The following is a 16953-nucleotide window of genomic DNA, read 5'->3' on the forward strand; positions in this document are numbered from 1 at the left end:
GCGTTTCCGCCCGTGGTCAGATCGCCTTGACGGCGCCCGCCAGCATGTCCCGGACCTGCCCGGCGACATCCAGCAGGTCCGCGTTGTCGATAGCCTGCATCGAGGCGACGGGGTCGATGGCCGAAACCTCGATCCCGTCATCCGTTTCGCGCAGGATCACGTTGCAGGGCAGCATCGCACCCACGCGCGGTTCCATGCCGATTGCCTGGTGCGCCATCCTGGGATTGCAGGCGCCGAGGATGTGATAACCGGGCATGTCAACGTCGAGCTTCTTTTTCATGGTCGCCTTGACGTCGATCTCGGTCAGCACACCGAACCCGGCATCCGCCAGGGCGTTGCGCGTGCGTTCGTCGATCTCGGCCAAGGTCGCACCGGGGAAGACGCGGTTGATGGTGTATGCCATGACGCTTCTTCCCTTTGTCAGCTGCGCAGGTACTTGATCAGTGCAGCAATCGCCAGCCCGACCAAAACGAGGATAATGATCCCCCAGATCCAGCCGAATCCCATTCCAAAACCGGTCATCATTGTCGTGTCTCCTTTCAGTGTCCGGGACGGGGCCCATTGGTGCCTCGCCCCGAAGTTTCTTGTCAGTTGTCGTTCATCATGCCGCCGCGCTGGGCGTCGTCACCGTCCATCATCGGCATGCGTTGCTGTGCGGTCGCCTCGCGGCGGTCCATCATCTTCTGCATCCGGTCCGCGGGTGCAGCGATCTCTTCGGCGGTGACCTGTCCGTCGCCATCGGCGTCGAAGGCCTGGAACCGGTCAACGGTCGTCGCGCGGATATGCGCCGCATGCATGGTATCAAATTCGTCGAGCGACAGCGAGCCATTGCCGTCGGCATCGTAGGTTTTCAGCGCATCCAGAAACCCGGCACGCAGTTCTTCAGGGGTCACCGTGCCGTCATCGTTCGCGTCGAAAAGCGACTGGAAGTGCCCGGCGTCACCCATCATCATGCCCTGGCCCATCATGCCTTGGCCCTTCATGTCGGCACCCATCATGCCGCCGCCCATCATGCCGCCGCCCATCATGTCGGCGCCCATCATGCCGCCGCCCATCATGTCGGCGCCCATCATGTCGGCGCCCATCATGCCGCCGCCCATCATGCCACCCTGACCGCCATGCATCATCTGCATCATGCGCATCATCTGGCCCATGTCGCCCATCATCATCTGGCCGGGCGCGTTCTGGCCGGTGGCACCGGCCTTGTCGCCGCCGCGGCCTTCGCCGTGGCCGTGGTTGGCATCGGCGAATGCGGGGATGGCAGTGCCAAGGGCCGCGACAGCCGCAGTCACAATCAAAAGCCGTTTCATTGTTCGATCCTCCGTGGATGTTCGTTCGATGAACCGGATGTGGGGGGCGCCTGTCGCAGAAGTTTGTCAGCCGGGCATGAAAAGTGTCGCAAATTGTGTCAGGCGGGGAATGCTCGGGAAATTTCAGAGGTTTCGCCGGAACTTTGGGCTTAGATATCGTGCCAGAGACACTTCCGGACCCATCATGCCAGACAGTCCTCACATACTGGTCGTCGACGATCACCGCGATATCCGCGATGCGCTTGCCCGCTATCTGGAAAAGAACGGCATGCGCGCGACGGTGGCCGCGGATGCGCGGGCGATGGATGCGGCGATGAAGGCGGGACGGTTCGACCTGATCGTGCTGGACGTGATGATGCCGGGAGAGGACGGGCTGTCTGTCTGCCGCAGGTTGAGGGCCGAAGGCGATGTGCCGATCCTGATGCTGACGGCGCTGGGCGAGGAAACCGACCGCATCATCGGGCTGGAAATGGGGGCGGACGACTACCTTGCCAAACCGTTCAGTCCGCGGGAGCTTCTGGCGCGGGTCAAGGCGATCCTGCGCCGCAGCCGCACGCCTGCGAAGGAAGGCGGGGCGATGGCGGGACGCAAGCTTGCCTTCGACCGGTGGCTTTTGGACACCGACCGGCGCGTGCTGCTTTCTGGCGACGGGACCGAGGTCGCGCTGACCACGGCGGAATTCAGGCTTCTGACGGTGTTCCTCGAACGTCCCCGCCACGTATTGAGCCGCGCGCAGCTTCTGGACCTGACCAGCGGGCGGCAGGAGCACGTGTTCGACCGCGCCATCGACAATCAGGTCAGCCGGTTGCGGCGCAAGATCGAACGCGACCCGGCGCATCCCGAACTGATCGCGACGGTCTGGGGCGGGGGGTATTCCCTGTCGGCGGACGTGAGGGACGCGTCATGATCCGGCGTCTCTGGCCCCAGTCGACCGGCGCGCAACTGCTTGTGATGCTGCTTCTTGCGCTCGGCGCAAGCCAGGGGTTGAGCCTTCTGGTGTTCAGCGACGAACGCGACCGCGCGGTGCGGGCGGCGCTGGGATACGAGGCTGCGGGGCGCGCGGCAAACGTCGCGCAATTGCTGGACGAGGCCCCGGAAGAGTTGCGCCCGCAGATCGTGCTGGCCGCGAACTCCCCGCTTGTCCGGTTCTGGCTGGATGATGAACCGGCGGTCGATCACGCGGGACACGATTCCGTGGGAATCTCGGACCGGTTGCGCAGCGCCCTCAACGATCCCGACCGCGACATCCTGGTGGAGATCCACGACCGGACGGATGACCTGCCCGCGGTCGAGGACGTGCCGCACGGCATGCGCCAGATGCATTCCGCCATGCTGGCAGAGCGGACCGGGCCGCTGGAACTGGCCATGTCGATCCGTCTTGAATCGGGAGAATGGCTCAACGTCCGGTCGATGTTTCACCGGCCGGTGGGCCAGTGGCTGTTCGGCGACATCGCGGCCCTGCTGATCGCCGCCGTGCTCATCACGCTCGTCGCCGTCCTCACATCGGTGCGGATCGTGCGCCCGCTGGCGCGGCTGGCGGATGCGGCGGATCGCGCAGGCAAGGGCGAGGAGGTGGATGCGCTGCCGGAAACCGGCCCGCGCGAGGTCCGCGACACGGTGCGCGCCTTCAACCGGATGCAGGACCGGATCAGGCGGTTCGTCTCCGGGCGAACCCGCATGCTGGCGGCGCTGGGGCATGACCTGCGCTCGCCTTTGACGGCGATGCGCCTGCGCCTGGAACTGATCGAGGAGGGCGAGGACCGGGACAGGCTGGAGGCCCTTGTCGAGGAGATGCAGACCATGGTCGAGGCGACCCTCGCCTTTGCCCGTGGCGAGGCCGTGACCGAGGAAACCGTGACGCTGGACCTGCGGGAGCTTCTGCAAAGCCTCGCCGGGGAAACGCTTGATGCCAGCATGGCGGATGATGGCGATGCGGCCGCGGTCATGGCGCGCGTGCGTCCCGTTTCACTGAAACGTGCTTTGCGGAACCTCATCGACAACGCGGCCCGGTATGGCGGCGGGGCGGAGGTTGGTCTCAAGCGGGACGGGGACGCGGCGGTCATTTCGATTTCGGATAACGGACCGGGCCTGCCGGAGGATCAGCTCGAGGCGGTGTTCGAACCGTTCCGGAGGCTCGAGGCATCGCGCAGCCGCGACACCGGGGGAAGCGGGCTTGGACTTGCGATTGCCCGGACCATCCTGCGAGCCCATGGCGGCGACGTGATCTTGCGCAACCGTGAAACCGGCGGTCTGATCGCCTCGGTCGAATTGCCGCTTTAGCGCCCCCCTGCCGGGGCCGGATGCAGTCGGCGCAGGTACCACAACACGATCAGGGGAATGACCACCCATTGGGCGAGAGGGGCCAGCCCGGTTCCCAGAACCGGCAGGCTTGGCATGTCCGGCCCATAGGCCCAGCGACCGAGGAGGCTCGTATTGACGAATTCGAGCACGATGGTGACACCAAGCCCGACCACGAGAAAGACCAATGGCCCTCGTCCCGTGGCGCTGTCATTCCATGCCGGTCCAGCGATCCACCTTACCAAGGCCAGTGCGGCGAACATGATGATCACGTCGCCAAGCGTCGCCTGCAAGCATTCGAGAGTTCCAACAGAATGGCTCGCGTCGTCGAGGCTGGAATAGAGCGGCGCCTGCAGGATTTCCCACGCGAAATGGAACACGAAGGACAGGACTGCCAGATCTATGGCAAAGCGGGTGGATAGGGAATTCTGGTCAGTTTTCATCGGTACCGCCGGTCAAGCATGATCGGGGTATCGATGCGGCAGGGCAGGTTCGGCAGTCAAGCCCGCGAAAGCCGTGGCTCGGTGCGCTGGTGACGCCAAGGTTTGCGGGCGGGCGACGGTCCCGCCGACCGACGGTCCGCGTGGTTAAGACTAGTCGTGGTCTTCCTTCATGCCGTCGTCATGACCGTCTTCCTCTTCCCCCCCGTGCATCATCTCCTCGATTTCGTGGGGGATGTCCGCTTCGGAGAATTTGGCCTGTTCGTTCGCATCGTGCACGAAGGCAATGATGTCGGCCAGTTCCTGGCCGGTCAGCTCGATCTGGCCTCCCAGTTCGTCCTCCTGCATCATGACCATCGCCCCGGCGCCGCGCCACATCCGGGCCGCGAAGTCAAAGGGGTTCATGACCTCGTCCATGAATTCCGCATCGAGCATCGGGGCGTCCTCGCCACCGGTCCCGTTGATCGAATGGCACACGACGCATCCCTTTTCGGCGAACAGGGCACGTCCTCGCGCGGCATCCATCGCGGGAAGAATCAAGCCAGCGGTCAGGATTTGCCCCGAGCCTTGCGCGGCGTCTTCATCGGCGAATGCCGGGATGGCAGGGATGGCGGCAAGAAGCCCCAATCCGATCATGGCATGTTTCATTGGTTTTCTCCTTTCAACTTGGGTTGGATGGCGGTCCAGACCGCCCGTAAAGCAGCCAGGCGTAGAGCAGCCCTCCGATCACCGCGGGTATGACGCCCGAAGCCACGAAGAGCGCGCCATGTTCCGGCCCGCCGAAATAGTCGAAGCGCGCATCGATGCGGCTGCACAGCCATGCGCAATAGCTGCCGACAAGGGCCACCGTGCCTGCGGCGATCCAGAAGGCCGCGGCGCGGCTTTGTCGGGGTTCGGCGAGGATGAGTGTCATGGCACCCATCACCGAGCCCATCGCGAGACCGCATGTCAGGGTCCATGCCAGCTTACCCGGCAAGCTGCCGTCGGGAAACAGCACCATGCCCCAGACGACCAGGTAAAACAGCTCGGCCGCGGTTGTCAGCAGGATGGCGAGGCCCAGAACCGTGGCGACCCGGCGATGTGCGTCGGGGTTGACCGATGTGGGGCGCCAATCCGGGATGACGGTCGATAGGGTCATGTCGTGTCGCCTTGTGTCGCCCGGTTATGCGATGTGCCACCCGTTTCCGGCGCGGACCTGCGCCCAAGCCAGCACATGTCGCAGACGCTGTCGCCGTGTGACAGGGTGTGCGGCCGCGTGTAGTGCCCGCGCCGCCCGTCATTCGCGATCAGGTCCGCTCCGGGCCAGTCGTACCGGCACCAGCTTTGCCGGAATGCCAGCAGGTCGTCGCGGTCGTCGGTCGCGGCGAGGTTGCGGACGAAAGTCTGTGGCGGGCAGTGCGTGAAATGGGTCCGGATGCCATCCCTGTCGGTGCGCACATCGACCGCGTAGCCCGGCGCGCCGGGCGCGTGGAACGGGAACCAAAGCAGGGTCCGGATGGTGCGCCGCAAGCGCGTTGCCGGGTCGCGGCTTGTCCAACGGAAGGGCAGGGAGGTCAGGCGGAGCATACCGGAATAGACGATCCACCCGGCATCGGCGATCACGCTGCGCGCGTCCGAGGGCGGGATGCCAGCATCCAGCAGAACGCGATGGGCCGCGCTGGTATAGATCGCCAGTTCCACCATCAGGCGGTTTCCGAAACCGGGCAGGTCCGCAAGCGTGGCGCTTGCGCGCAAGCGCCCCGCCATCGGCTCGATCCGGTCGAGGATCGGGTCGAATTCGGCGGCCAGCAGGCGGTGCCGGCCTGGCCCCTCTCCGATTTCCCGCGTCAACAGGATCCGTTCCAGCGCGGGCGCAAGCGTGACAAGGATGCAGGCCCGCGTCATGCGCCAGATCGGTGTGTCGTCCGGCCCGTGCCGAAGGCAAACCGAGGTACCCAGCCAAATGATCCTCAGCAGAAGGCCAGCCGCCAGCAGGATGATCGTCCAGACGGGCCACAGGTAGGGGGTTGCGGTGCCCCACGCGACCATCCAGCCCAAGGCCCCGCCGAGCAGGAGGAAAGGAACGAAACCGATTGTCATGAGACGGGTCATTTCATTCCGCCATGCGCCTCCCCGTCATGGTCGCCGGTCCACGTGTCGAGGTAGAACCGTTCGTACAAAAAGACCGCGACGATCCCGATGATGGCGTAGACCACGATCATCGGGTCGGATTGGAGTTTCAGCCCGGTGAAGGCAGCAAGGACGAGCCCGTCAAGCGCGAGCGCGGTCAGGATCACCCAGCCGCGCGCGTCGATTTCGTGGCGCAGGCGGCTCCAGACGCCCCATTGCACGGCCATGTCCATGACGAGGTAGAAGAACGCTCCCAGCGACGCGATGCGCGACAGGTCGAACAGGACCGCAAGAAGGGCCGCGATGACCACGGTGTGGACCAGCATGTGCGACCGGATCGAACCGGACATCCCGAAATGGCTGTGCGGGATCATTTTCATGTCCGTCAGCATCGTCAGCATCCGCGACACGGCGAAGACGCTGGCGATGATGCCCGACGCGGTTGCGACCATGGCAAGCGCGACGGTCAGGTAGAAACCGGTCCGCCCCAGAACCGGTTCGGCCGCTTCCGCCAGCGCGTAGTCCTTTGCCGCTTCGATCTGCGGCGGGGTGAGGCTTGAACCGACGGCCAGCGCCACCAACAGGTAGGTAACGGCGCAGATCGCGATCGAGATCACGATGGTCCGGCCGACATTCTTGTGGGGATCGGTGATCTCGCCCCCGGAATTGGTGATGGTGGTGAAACCCTTGAAGGCGAGGATCGACAGCGCGACCGAGCCGACGAAACCGAGCGGTGCGAAATCCGCCAAGTCGCCGGCGGTGTCAGCCAACCCCCCGCCCGCCCAAAGCGCCGCGATACCGAACAGCGCGATACCGCCGATCTTCAGCGCCGACATCAGGATCGACAGAACCCCGACCGACCGGTTGCCCGACGCGTTGACGAGGTAGGCAAAGATGATCAGGCCCACCGCAATGATCGGCACAAGCGGACCGCCATCGATGTCGAAGGGGCGCAGGGCGTAGGATGCAAAGGTCCGCGCGACGAGGCTTTCGTTGATCACCATGGACAGCGCCATCAGCAGCGATGCCGCCGCGGCGACCGCGCCCGGACCATAGGCCTTGGTCAGGATCATCGCGATGCCGCCGGAGGATGGCCAACGGTTCGACATGGCGATGTAGGCATAGGCGCTGAAGGCGGTCACGATGGCCCCGGCGATGAACGACAGGGGGAACCACGGCCCGGCCAGCCCGGCGATCTGCCCGGTCAGCGCGAAGATGCCCGCGCCGATCATCACGCCGGTCCCCATCGCCACGGCACTTGTCAGGCTGATGGAGCCTTCCGAGGCCTGGTTTGGCGCGTCGTGGTTGTGATTGCTCATTGGCTCTGTCCCCTGATTTGCCCTGCATCCGCTTGAGGAGCATCGGATCGCGAGCGTTGCCGCTGCCACGTTCCAAGCGTTGCAAGCAATTGCAAAGCCGTGATGCCCAGTACGAGGGCCACGAAGGGCCAGCGTGCCCAGTTCGGATCGGGTGTCCGGCGGTGATAATCGAGAAAGTGGACGAACAGGAAATAGGCGGTGTGCAGCACGATCAGCCACCAGAGCACATAGGCTCCCTGTTGCAGGAACTTCCAGACGCTTTGTCCAAGAATGCGCTGGCTGGAATCGTTCGAAAGCAGGGCCAGAACCAAGCCATAGACCAGTGCAAGAATGCCGACAGCGTTGGCCAGCGCGAACCCGTGCCGGACCATGACATAGCGGTTGAGGCGCGGATGGAACTCGAACCCGAACAGGCGCCACAGGTCCAGCTCGACCCAGCCGATCAGGATGATGACGGCGTGGATCAGCGCGACGAGAACCGCGTAAATGCCGAACTCGCGCCGGTAGGGAAGCGCTTGGCGAACCGGTTTCCATTGGGTCAGGCGCGTTAACGGCCCAAGAGCCATGGCCATCGCAACGAGGATCAGCGAAGCGTCGCCGAAGGCCCTGTTGTAGCGGTGCATCGCGGACCATTCCGGCCTTGATGCGAAAAAGGCATACGTGACCGCCGCCGCGATCAGGATGACCACAAGATGACGTTTGGCCGTGGGGTATCTCACCATTCCAATCCTCCGGCGGTAGCAAGAATCGCGGCCTCGAAAGCCGGCCCTGGCGTCAGCCCGTCGAGCGGACGGATCGCCATGTCCAGACGGCGCGCCTCGTTGTATCCTTGCGCGGCGTCACGGGTCGGCGACGTGCCGTAGGTTGCCGCATAACGCGCGGCGAAATCGCTTTGCTGCCAGTCCTGACCGGGGTCGAGCGTCCCGGCTTCGAAGACGGGGGTCGTCGGCGGGATGTCGATGTCCGAAGGTCTGGTCGAGCCGAACCGGATGACCACGTCGGGGGATTGGGCGGGGTTCCCGTAGAGGCCGGCAATGTCTTCACCAACGCCGCGCGGAAGCGGAAGGATCTGAACGTCCACCCCACCGAGATGCCCGTCAGAGGTCTCCCCCGCGTGCCCGTCGCGCTCGTCCGCTGCCAGCAGGAACCCTGCCACGATCTCTGCAAGCCGGGCCTTGGAGCCGGGCCCCTCCAGGTAAAGACCCACGGTGAATTCATGGGCAAGGACCGCGCCGCCCGTGCCCGCCCAGAGTGCCGTGATAATGAGGGCGCGCCGGATCATATCCATGAACTCCCCGATCCCCGAAGATTCGCAAATCGGGGGCATTGCGTGGGACCCGTGGCGGCGTCGGTGACCAGCGCATGGGCCGTCGCCAACAGGATATTCTGGTCGTCGGGGTCCAGTTTCACGGGGTCACTCCATTCGGAATTTTGCCAGGTATGGCAGTTTCGGTTCTGTCGACGGCGGTTCGTGCCAACCGGGTGCGCGGGTGTGCGTCCTTCAGCGCCGCCACCGCATCGTCGACGGTCAGCCAGTCCACGATCGTTGTAAGTCCCGCAGGCCGCATCGGATCGACCGCCCGTGCCGTGGCCGCGATGATGGCGGCGGTTGCGCGGCTTTGCTCCCCGGTTTCCAGCGTGATCGAGGCGCGGTTGCCCGCGTGATCCTCGCCCTCCACGACGATCCGTGTGCTGGTCTCTCCAAGTGGTGGAAAGCGCATCAGGAAGCGCGTCAGGCTCTCTGCCCGGCGGCTCGCCACCGGGCCTGCGCCAAGGCGAAGACCTGCGGAAAGCAGGCGTGTGATCCAAGGCGGAGAGAGGGCGAGATAGGTGAGGACCGTGTCGATGCCGCTGTTGAAGTCTTCCGCCAGCAGCGTCTGCTCGACAAATGGATAGGCGATGGCACGTCGCGCGGGGCGGTCAGGGTGGAACGCGAATTTGCGGGAGAAGGAACCGGTGGGCACCTCTTGCCATGTGCCGTTGACCTTGGCAGCGGTGCGGGCGCCCAGCCCGTCAAGGAACCAACGGGTTGCCGCCGCGCCGGCATGTTCGCCAAGGCCCAGTTCGCCGCCGATATGCAGGTGCCGGATGCCGGGATGCGTGCGGACCAGTTCGTGGGCCATCAGGTTGGTCAGTCCGGGAGCGACCCCGACACAATCGACCAGCGTTCCGGGAGGGCGGGCCGCACGAACCGCGTCGCGCGTCGGCAGGACATATTCTTCCGTCGCTGAGGTTTCGAGTAGCGTCGCACCCTGCCGCAGGATCGCCAGCACATGGTCGGTTGTCGTCGCCTCGGTCAGGTTGATCGCGACGTCGTCCGCGCCAAGCGGCAAGGCGGTGCCGGGTGCGGCGAGATCGAGGCTGACATGCGGGTGGGGGCTGCCGGGATTGTGCCGACGTCGTGAAACGGTCGTGACCGCGATCCCGTCGGCGGCCAGCATCCGGGCAACGTGGCCACCCACCTTGCCGGATCCGCCAAGCAGCCAGACGCGCCGTGCCATCAGCCCGCGCTCCGCATGTCCACGCGACCGGGTGCGGATGCGATGAAGACCGCCGGGATGATTGTGACGCGCGGCCACGGCCCTGGGGGCGGGGTGCGCTTTGTCACGACGTGTCGCCTCCCTTGTGATCGTGTCCGCCATGTCCGCCATGGCCGCCATGCATGAAAAAGTGCATGCCGACGCAGATCAGCAAAGGCAGCCAGATGAACCAGCTTCCGACGGGCAGCAGGTCCCGGTATGCGTATCCGAGCACCAGTCCGCCGAGGGCCAGCGCGACCAGCAAGTAGATGCCGGCGCGGGATTTCCGGACCGGCGGTGGCTGGGTTCCACCGCCGGTCCGAGTGTCGGTTTGCCGATCGCTGTCGGGGGTCATTGCGTGCTCCTTTTCCCGTTCAGATCTTGGCGCTTCGCAGCCTGAGCGAGTTCAGCACGACCGAGATCGAAGAGGCGCTCATGGCGAAAGCGGCGAACATCGGGCTGATCAGGATGCCGAAGAACGGGAACAACAGACCCGCCGCAACCGGCACGCCGCTGGCGTTGTAGATCAGCGCGAAGAAGAGGTTCTGGCGGATGTTGCGCATGGTGGCGCGGGCCAGCCTGCGGGCGCGGACGATACCGTCGAGGTTGCCCCTGACCAGCGTGATCCCCGCGCTTTCGATGGCGACGTCTGCCCCGGTGCCCATGGCGATGCCCACGTCCGCCTGTGCCAGCGCGGGGGCGTCGTTCACCCCGTCGCCGGCCATGGCGACCTTGGCACCCTTGGCCTGCAGTTCCTTGATGATGGTCGCCTTGTCTTCCGGCATGACATCGGCGCGGATTTCGTCGATGCCCAGCCGCGCGGCGACCGCCTTGGCAGTCCGCTCGTTGTCGCCGGTGGCCATGATGATTCGGAAGCCCAGTTCGTGCAGCGCCTTCAGCGCGGCAGGCGTGGTTTCCTTGACCGGGTCGGTGACGCAGACAAGACCGGCGACCGCACCGTCGACCACCACGAACATCACCGTTTCGCCTTCGTCACGGCGGGAGTTGGCGATATCGGTCAGGTGCCCCGCTTCAAGCCCAAGGTCCTCGACCAGCTTGCGGTTGCCGAGCGCGACGGCCTTGCCGTCCACCGTGCCCTTGACGCCCTTGCCGGTCACGGCCTCGAAATCGCTTGCATCGCCGGTGGCGACGCCGCGCTCCCCGGCGCCTTCGACGATGGCCTCGGCCAGCGGGTGTTCAGAGCCCTTTTCGAGCGTTGCCGCAAGGCGCAGCACCTCGGCCTCGTCATGCCCGTCCTCCGGCAGCACCGCGACCAGTCGCGGCTTGCCCATGGTCAGCGTGCCGGTCTTGTCGACGATCAGGGTGTCGATCTTCTCGAACCGCTCCAGCGCCTCGGCGTTCTTGATCAGAACGCCCGCCTGCGCACCGCGCCCGGTGGCCGTCATGATCGACATCGGCGTGGCGAGGCCAAGCGCGCAGGGGCAGGCAATGATCAGCACGGCAACGGCGGCGATCAGCGCGTAGGACAGCGCCGGGTCGGGCCCCCAGATCGCCCATCCGATGAAGGACAGTGCCGCGATGCCAATCACGGCGGGTACGAAGAACCCCGCGACCTGGTCGGCGTATTTCTGGATCGGCGCGCGGGAGCGCTGGGCGTTCGACACCATTTCGACGATCTGGCTCAGCATCGTGTCGGCGCCGACGCGGGTGGCCTCGATCACCAGCGATCCGGTGCCGTTGATCGTGGCGCCGGTCACGGTTTCGCCCGCCACCTTTTCGACCGGGATCGGCTCACCGGTAATCATGCTTTCGTCGATGGACGAGCGGCCGTCGATCACGATGCCATCGACCGGCACCTTGTCACCGGGGCGCACGCGCAGCCGGTCGCCCACCTGCACGTCTTCCAGCGGGATCTCCTCTTCGCTTCCGTCCTCGCGGATGATCCGCGCCGTCTTGGCAGCGAGGTCCAGCAGCGCCCGGATCGCCTTGCCGGTGCCTTCGCGGGCGCGCAACTCCATGACCTGGCCCAGAAGCACCAGCGTGACGATCACGGCGGCGGCTTCGAAATAAACGCCGACATGTCCTTCGGCATCGCGGAACCCGTCAGGGAAGATATCGGGCATCAGCACGGCGATGACGCTGAAGGCCCACGCGGCCAAGACGCCCATAGAGATCAGCGAGAACATGTTGAGGTTCCACGTCCGGAACGAATTCCAGCCGCGCACCATGAAGGGCCAGCCGCACCACCAGACAACGGGTGTGCCCAGCACCAGTTCGATCCAGAGCGTCGCGCGTTCGCCAAAGATCTCGCGCACGCCGGGAAAACCGAGATAGGGGGCCATCGTGAAGACCAGCAGCGGTATCGTCAGGACGGTGCCGACCCAGAAGCGGCGGGTGAAATCCACCAGTTCCGGGTTCGGTCCCTCGTCGGCCATCGCCGCGCTTTCCAGTTCCAGCCCCATGCCGCAGATCGGGCAGGAGCCGGGATGCGTCTGCCGCACTTCGGCGTGCATCGGGCAGGTATAGACCGCGCCGGAATAGCCCGCGGGCACGGTGTCGTAGGCGCCACCGCCTGCCGCCGCTGCCGCGTGGCCGTGGTGATCGTGCGCGTGGTGGTCGTGGTGCGCGTGGTCGCCGGCCTCGCCCTCGGGGACAAGATGCATGCCGCATTTGGGGCAATCGCCCGGCTCGTTCTGGCGCACCTCCGGATGCATCGGGCAGACATAGACGATGGCGTCACTTGCCGGCTCGGCATGCGCGTGGGCGTGTTGGTGGTGGTTTTTCATGTCTCGGGTTCCGTTGTTGGCATGTTGGGGGAGCGCGATGTCTGACCGGTTGGTTTTCCAACCATACCAGACATCGCCTGAATGCAATTCGCGGCCAGAGGCTCGGCCAGCGATATGGCGTTGCTTGGATGCGGGATGCTGTTCGTGGTGATCACGCGCGCTGCGCCCGCGGCGAGGATCTCGTCATGGGCACCGGCGGCGAAAACGGCGTGGATGACGACGCAGACGGGCGGCCTGGTTCCCGCCGCGGCAAGGCGTTCGATCGCGCGGATCATCGTGCGACCGGACGATGCGATGTCGTCGAGGATGACGGGCGTGCCCTGCGTCAGCGCCTCGCTTTCCGGAACGCTGACCTGCACGTTCCTGTCGCCGGACCGCACCTTGCTCAGCACCTCGAAGGGACGCCCGGCCATGCGCGCGACCTCGGCCACCCATTGCTGGCTTTCGCTGTCGGGTCCAAGAATGACCGCGTCCGGCACCTCGCGCGAAATCCAGTCGGCGATCAGCGGTGCGGACTGGACGCGGATTGCCGGAATGCCGAACAACCGCCCAAGCGACGGGATACGGTGCAGATGCGGGTCGGCGGTGACCAGCCAGTCGAAGCTGTCTTCGAGATACCGGGCAAACAGCGGTGCGGTCACCGCCTGTCCGGGCGCGAACCGGGTGTCCTGCCGCATATAGGCGAGGTAGGGCGCCACGAGCCCCACCCGCGCCGCCCCCAGTTCGCGCGCCGTGGCGGCGGTAAACCGCAACGGCAGCGCCAGCGGGTCGGGGTCGCGCAGCGTGGTCAGGATGATGACATTGCGGCCGGTCATGGTGTCGGGGAGCGTCACGAGGCTCTCGCCGTCGGGGAACCGGTGCAGATCAACCGCCGCCGTCTCTGCCCCCAACAACCCCGCCATTTCGGTGGCGAGGGCGTCCATGCCGGGAAATACGAGGATGAGCGGGGTCACGGTGCATCCTCCACGACGAAGGAGCTGTCGCCGCTGGCAGCGTAATCGAGCGCCCAGCTGAGTTCGCCGCGCGTTTCGGCATGCACGCTGAACAGCGGCTGGCCGGCGGCGACGGTGTCGCCGACGCGGGCGTGCAACCGAACGCCCGAGGTCTTGCGTCCGGGTGCCCCGGCGAGTTTCGCGATCTTCGCGATGCGGCGGTTGTCGATCGCGGTGATTGTTCCGGCGCGCGCGGCGGTCACCGGGCTGACCTGCGGCGCCGTGCCGGGTTCGCGGAACCCGCCCTGTGCGGCGCAGATCGCCATGAACCGCGCTTCCGCCGCGCCGCCGTCGAGAAGGTCGGCGGCCCGTGCGCGCCCATCCGTTCCGGCCATGTCCAGCAGCGCCCCTGCGACATCGAGCGCCCGCGCGCGCAGATCGGCAGGGGCCTGCGGGTCGCGCCTCAGAACCGCCAGCACGTCATGCGCCTCCAGCGCCGGGCCGATCCCGAGCCCGACGGGTGTTGAACCGTCGCTGCGATGGATGGCAAGTGTCTGGCCAAGCGCGCCCGCGACGGCGGTCAATCGCCGCGAAAGGGACTGCGCTGCCATGTCCGAGCGGACCTTGGCCGTCGGCCCCACGGGCATGTCGATCAAGACGTGGCTCGACCCGGCGGCGGCCTTCTTGGACAGGATGCTGGCGACCATCAGGCCCTCGCTGTCGAAATCGAGGGGGCGTTCGATCCGGATCAGCATGTCGTCGGCGGGGCTGAGGTCCAACCCGCCGCCCCAGACGATGCAGCCGCCCTCGGCCTCGACCACCCGCCGCATCGCGGACTGGTCGAGGGCGACGGGGGCCATGACTTCCATCGTGTCGGCGGTTCCGGCGGGCGAGGTGATCGCGCGGCTGGAGGTCTTGGGGATCAGGTGCCCAGCAGCGGCCACGATCGCCACGACGATCGGCGTCGTCCGGTTGCCGGGCAGGCCGCCGACGCAATGCTTGTCGAGCACCGGCCCGGCCCCCCAGTCGAGCCGCGCACCGGCGTCGCGCATGGCAAGCGTCAGGGCAGTGGTTTCCGCCGTATCCAGCCGGTCACCGGCGCAGGAGGTCACGAAGGCGCCAAGGTCGAGGTCCGAAAGGCGCCGCTGGACCGTGTCGGAGATGATCGCGCGGCAGCCGTCCTCGTCCAGTCTGCCGCCATAGACCTTGGCGCGGATCGAAGAGGCCGATGCCGGAGGCTCGGGGTGCGAGAACCGGCCGACGGCCCCCGGCTGAACCGTCATCGCCTCCCACGCCGTGTTGCTGAGAGCGGCGGTTTCCGGCGGCAGCCAATCCTCGCCGGTGATCACGTTGAGCGTCGCGATGATCCGTTTGCCGTCCAACTCGATCTCGATCCGAGTTTGCGTGGTGAACCCTTCCGAGCGGCACAGATGGCAATCCTCGTGCATGTAGACGACCGGGTGCCGGTAAGTGTCGATATTGGCCGGAACTAGCGGCATCCTGTCGTGCTGTTCGGTCATTTCGGCGCGTCCATCCGGATGGTTTCAAGGTGTTCGGGCACCCGCGCCCGACGGCCCAGCTCATGCGCGACCCGGCGGCGCAGCGTATCTGCAGCGTCGGGTTCGCCATGGGTCAGGTAGGTCATGCGTGGCGCCGGTGCGGCGCGCATCCATGACAGGATCTCGTCGGCATCCGCGTGGCCCGAGAAGGATTCCAGTTGCACCACCTCGGCCTCGATCCGGTGCTCTTCGCCGAACACCCGGATGTCGCGCGCGCCTCCCGCAAGGGATGCCCCGCGTGTGCCTCCGGCCTGGAATCCTGAAAGGACGATGGCATTGCGCCGGTCGCCGCCAAAGCTGACGAGGTGGTGCAGGATGCGGCCGCCGGTCAGCATGCCGCTGGCCGAGATGATGATCATCGGCCCTTTGCGGGAGTTCAGTTCCTTGGATTGCGCGACCGAGTTCACGCGCTTGGCCAGGCGGAACATGTTATTGCAGTCCTCCCGGCTGACGTGGTGTTCGTCATGGTGGCGGTGATAGATTTCGGTCGCATCGACCGCCATCGGGCTGTTGAGGAAAACCGGGACCTCGGGGATCTTGCCCCGATCCATCAGGCGCGCGATGTGGTGCATCAGCCCTTGCGCGCGGCCCACGGCAAAGGACGGGATCAGAACCGTCCCGCCCCGCCCGAGGACGCGTTTCAGCACGGGTGCAAGCTCTGCTTCGGGGTCGATATCGGGATGCTTCCGGTTCCCGTAGGTGGATTCGCAGACCAGCACGTCCGCGCCGCCAAACGGAACCGGCGGGCGCATCAGCGGGTCCCTGTCGTGTCCGAGATCGCCGCTGAAATGCACGGTTGTGCCATTGATGTTCAGGCGGATCTGCGCCGCCCCAAGCAGGTGCCCGGCGGGAATGAATTCCGCCCGGATGCCATCGCCAAGGTCGACCGGTGCGTTGAACTGGACCGTGTCGATCCGCTCCAGCGCCGCCTTCGCGTCCTTCAGGGTGTAAAGCGGCGTGGGGTTCCTGTGTTCGGAAAACTGCTTCCGCCGCGCGTATTTCGCTTCCTCCTCCTGCAGATGTCCGCTGTCGGGAAGGATCAGGCCGCACAGCTCTTTCGTGGCCGGGGTACACAGCACCCGGCCACGATAGCCCGCGCGGATCAGGGCCGGCAGGTAGCCGGAATGATCGAGATGCGCGTGCGTCAGCAGCACGGTGTCGATCCGGGCGGGTTGCACTGGAAAGGGTTTCCGGTTCCGCAGGCGCAACTGCTTGAACCCCTGGAAGAGGCCGCAATCGATCAGGATGCGGCGGTGCCCGCACTCGACCAGGTACCGCGATCCCGTCACGGTACCCGCGGCCCCGAGGAACCGCAGTGTTGGGCGGCCTTCGGACGTCATCCAGCCGCCCTGTCAGCGAAGAAATTGTAGAGCGGCGCAAAGATCAGGGCCACGAACCAGCCGTAAAGCACGGTTTCGACAAGCCCGAGGACGAAGCCGCCAAGGCTGATGCCGTTCACCCAGGGCAGCAACGGCAGCCACAGGGAGGTCATGCTTTGGCCGGGAAAGACCAGATCGAAGAGCACGCAGATCACGTAGGTGATCGCGAAGAAAATGCCGAGGCTCCACGCGAGCGGTGCGATCGGCACATGCGAATGCGCGTGGGTGTCTGTCGAGTGTGCCATTGTCGGTCTCCTCTTGCTGTCGCGCCCGCAGGCGTTTTCCATGGGGCGTGACAGGTAGACGCTCGACACGTGCGGGCATTACAGATTTTGATTGGT

At 65.8% G+C, this 16953-nt stretch carries 18 protein-coding genes; 2 read left to right on the top strand and 16 right to left on the bottom strand.

The annotated features are described in order from the left end of the window. Nucleotides 1-16: 16 nt before the first annotated feature. Nucleotides 17-403 (bottom strand): DUF302 domain-containing protein, encoded by a 387-nt coding sequence (locus ATO11_RS03915; protein WP_050529537.1) that lies wholly within the window; start codon nucleotides 401-403, stop codon nucleotides 17-19. Nucleotides 404-587: 184 nt separating this feature from the next. Next, nucleotides 588-1310: an EF-hand domain-containing protein gene (locus ATO11_RS03920; protein WP_050529538.1), complete on the bottom strand. Its 723-nt coding sequence runs from the start codon at nucleotides 1308-1310 to the stop codon at nucleotides 588-590. A 184-nt stretch (nucleotides 1311-1494) separates the two neighbouring features. Between ATO11_RS03920 and ATO11_RS03925 the strand changes: the two genes are divergently transcribed. After that, nucleotides 1495-2217 (top strand): response regulator, encoded by a 723-nt coding sequence (locus tag ATO11_RS03925; RefSeq protein WP_050529539.1) that lies wholly within the window; start codon nucleotides 1495-1497, stop codon nucleotides 2215-2217. Continuing rightward, on the top strand, nucleotides 2214-3590 hold the full coding sequence (locus ATO11_RS03930; protein ID WP_050529540.1) for an ATP-binding protein: 1377 nt from the start codon (nucleotides 2214-2216) through the stop codon (nucleotides 3588-3590). Before ATO11_RS03925 ends, ATO11_RS03930 begins: the two co-directional genes overlap by 4 nt. On the opposite strand, the gene ATO11_RS03935 is transcribed toward ATO11_RS03930, so the two are convergent. From ATO11_RS03935 to ATO11_RS04000, 14 genes are all read right to left on the bottom strand, one after another. After that, entirely contained in the window at nucleotides 3587-4051 is a 465-nt protein-coding gene (locus tag ATO11_RS03935) for a hypothetical protein (protein WP_050529541.1), read from the bottom strand. The two genes, ATO11_RS03930 and ATO11_RS03935, sit on opposite strands and share 4 nt — an antisense overlap. Before the next feature lie 150 nt (nucleotides 4052-4201). After that, nucleotides 4202-4696 (bottom strand): c-type cytochrome, encoded by a 495-nt coding sequence (locus ATO11_RS03940; RefSeq protein ID WP_082176139.1) that lies wholly within the window; start codon nucleotides 4694-4696, stop codon nucleotides 4202-4204. Nucleotides 4697-4709: 13 nt separating this feature from the next. Then, nucleotides 4710-5186, bottom strand: a complete 477-nt coding sequence (locus ATO11_RS03945) for a hypothetical protein (protein ID WP_050529542.1) — start codon at nucleotides 5184-5186, stop codon at nucleotides 4710-4712. After that, complete coding sequence (locus ATO11_RS03950; RefSeq protein WP_050529543.1) at nucleotides 5183-6127, bottom strand: hypothetical protein; 945 nt, start codon at nucleotides 6125-6127, stop codon at nucleotides 5183-5185. The genes ATO11_RS03945 and ATO11_RS03950 overlap by 4 nt, the downstream gene beginning before the upstream one ends. An 8-nt stretch (nucleotides 6128-6135) precedes the next feature. Further along, a complete protein-coding gene (locus tag ATO11_RS03955; RefSeq protein WP_050529544.1) occupies nucleotides 6136-7476 on the bottom strand; it encodes an APC family permease in 1341 nt (446 codons plus the stop codon). Beyond that, on the bottom strand, nucleotides 7473-8165 hold the full coding sequence (locus ATO11_RS03960) for a ferric reductase-like transmembrane domain-containing protein (protein WP_242601348.1): 693 nt from the start codon (nucleotides 8163-8165) through the stop codon (nucleotides 7473-7475). Before ATO11_RS03960 ends, ATO11_RS03955 begins: the two co-directional genes overlap by 4 nt. 26 nt (nucleotides 8166-8191) lie before the next feature. Then, nucleotides 8192-8758 (bottom strand): hypothetical protein, encoded by a 567-nt coding sequence (locus ATO11_RS03965; protein WP_165586928.1) that lies wholly within the window; start codon nucleotides 8756-8758, stop codon nucleotides 8192-8194. Between the two features lie 124 nt (nucleotides 8759-8882). After that, nucleotides 8883-9977 (bottom strand): saccharopine dehydrogenase family protein, encoded by a 1095-nt coding sequence (locus ATO11_RS03970; RefSeq protein ID WP_050529547.1) that lies wholly within the window; start codon nucleotides 9975-9977, stop codon nucleotides 8883-8885. 103 nt (nucleotides 9978-10080) lie between these two features. Continuing rightward, nucleotides 10081-10350, bottom strand: coding sequence for a DUF2933 domain-containing protein (locus ATO11_RS03975; protein ID WP_050529548.1), 270 nt, complete (start codon nucleotides 10348-10350; stop codon nucleotides 10081-10083). 19 nt (nucleotides 10351-10369) lie between these two features. Continuing rightward, nucleotides 10370-12742, bottom strand: coding sequence for a copper-transporting P-type ATPase (locus ATO11_RS03980; RefSeq protein ID WP_207382936.1), 2373 nt, complete (start codon nucleotides 12740-12742; stop codon nucleotides 10370-10372). Then, nucleotides 12739-13695 carry a ribose-phosphate pyrophosphokinase gene (locus ATO11_RS03985; protein WP_110553562.1) on the bottom strand — a complete coding sequence of 319 codons (957 nt, stop codon included), beginning with the start codon at nucleotides 13693-13695 and terminating at the stop codon, nucleotides 12739-12741. Before ATO11_RS03985 ends, ATO11_RS03980 begins: the two co-directional genes overlap by 4 nt. Continuing rightward, complete coding sequence (locus ATO11_RS03990) at nucleotides 13692-15194, bottom strand: thymidine phosphorylase family protein (protein ID WP_050529550.1); 1503 nt, start codon at nucleotides 15192-15194, stop codon at nucleotides 13692-13694. The genes ATO11_RS03985 and ATO11_RS03990 overlap by 4 nt, the downstream gene beginning before the upstream one ends. Then, nucleotides 15191-16573 (bottom strand): MBL fold metallo-hydrolase RNA specificity domain-containing protein, encoded by a 1383-nt coding sequence (locus ATO11_RS03995; RefSeq protein WP_050529551.1) that lies wholly within the window; start codon nucleotides 16571-16573, stop codon nucleotides 15191-15193. The genes ATO11_RS03990 and ATO11_RS03995 overlap by 4 nt, the downstream gene beginning before the upstream one ends. Then, complete coding sequence (locus ATO11_RS04000; RefSeq protein WP_050529552.1) at nucleotides 16570-16857, bottom strand: DUF5676 family membrane protein; 288 nt, start codon at nucleotides 16855-16857, stop codon at nucleotides 16570-16572. The genes ATO11_RS03995 and ATO11_RS04000 overlap by 4 nt, the downstream gene beginning before the upstream one ends. Nucleotides 16858-16953 lie beyond the last annotated feature (96 nt).

The organism is Pseudaestuariivita atlantica (genome assembly GCF_001205715.1).
Taxonomy (GTDB): Bacteria; Pseudomonadota; Alphaproteobacteria; order Rhodobacterales; family Rhodobacteraceae; genus Pseudaestuariivita; species Pseudaestuariivita atlantica.

What these genes read in the sequence shown, in the direction of transcription:
- ATO11_RS03915 (WP_050529537.1), bottom strand. Translation starts at nt 403, where the DNA reads ATGGCATACACCATCAACCGCGTCTTCCCCGGTGCGACCTTGGCCGAG.
- ATO11_RS03920 (WP_050529538.1), bottom strand. Translation starts at nt 1,310, where the DNA reads ATGAAACGGCTTTTGATTGTGACTGCGGCTGTCGCGGCCCTTGGCACT.
- ATO11_RS03925 (WP_050529539.1), top strand. Translation starts at nt 1,495, where the DNA reads ATGCCAGACAGTCCTCACATACTGGTCGTCGACGATCACCGCGATATC.
- ATO11_RS03930 (WP_050529540.1), top strand. Translation starts at nt 2,214, where the DNA reads ATGATCCGGCGTCTCTGGCCCCAGTCGACCGGCGCGCAACTGCTTGTG.
- ATO11_RS03935 (WP_050529541.1), bottom strand. Translation starts at nt 4,051, where the DNA reads ATGAAAACTGACCAGAATTCCCTATCCACCCGCTTTGCCATAGATCTG.
- ATO11_RS03940 (WP_082176139.1), bottom strand. Translation starts at nt 4,696, where the DNA reads ATGAAACATGCCATGATCGGATTGGGGCTTCTTGCCGCCATCCCTGCC.
- ATO11_RS03945 (WP_050529542.1), bottom strand. Translation starts at nt 5,186, where the DNA reads ATGACCCTATCGACCGTCATCCCGGATTGGCGCCCCACATCGGTCAAC.
- ATO11_RS03950 (WP_050529543.1), bottom strand. Translation starts at nt 6,127, where the DNA reads ATGACAATCGGTTTCGTTCCTTTCCTCCTGCTCGGCGGGGCCTTGGGC.
- ATO11_RS03955 (WP_050529544.1), bottom strand. Translation starts at nt 7,476, where the DNA reads ATGAGCAATCACAACCACGACGCGCCAAACCAGGCCTCGGAAGGCTCC.
- ATO11_RS03965 (WP_165586928.1), bottom strand. Translation starts at nt 8,758, where the DNA reads ATGATCCGGCGCGCCCTCATTATCACGGCACTCTGGGCGGGCACGGGC.
- ATO11_RS03970 (WP_050529547.1), bottom strand. Translation starts at nt 9,977, where the DNA reads ATGGCACGGCGCGTCTGGCTGCTTGGCGGATCCGGCAAGGTGGGTGGC.
- ATO11_RS03975 (WP_050529548.1), bottom strand. Translation starts at nt 10,350, where the DNA reads ATGACCCCCGACAGCGATCGGCAAACCGACACTCGGACCGGCGGTGGA.
- ATO11_RS03980 (WP_207382936.1), bottom strand. Translation starts at nt 12,742, where the DNA reads ATGAAAAACCACCACCAACACGCCCACGCGCATGCCGAGCCGGCAAGT.
- ATO11_RS03990 (WP_050529550.1), bottom strand. Translation starts at nt 15,194, where the DNA reads ATGACCGAACAGCACGACAGGATGCCGCTAGTTCCGGCCAATATCGAC.
- ATO11_RS03995 (WP_050529551.1), bottom strand. Translation starts at nt 16,573, where the DNA reads ATGACGTCCGAAGGCCGCCCAACACTGCGGTTCCTCGGGGCCGCGGGT.
- ATO11_RS04000 (WP_050529552.1), bottom strand. Translation starts at nt 16,857, where the DNA reads ATGGCACACTCGACAGACACCCACGCGCATTCGCATGTGCCGATCGCA.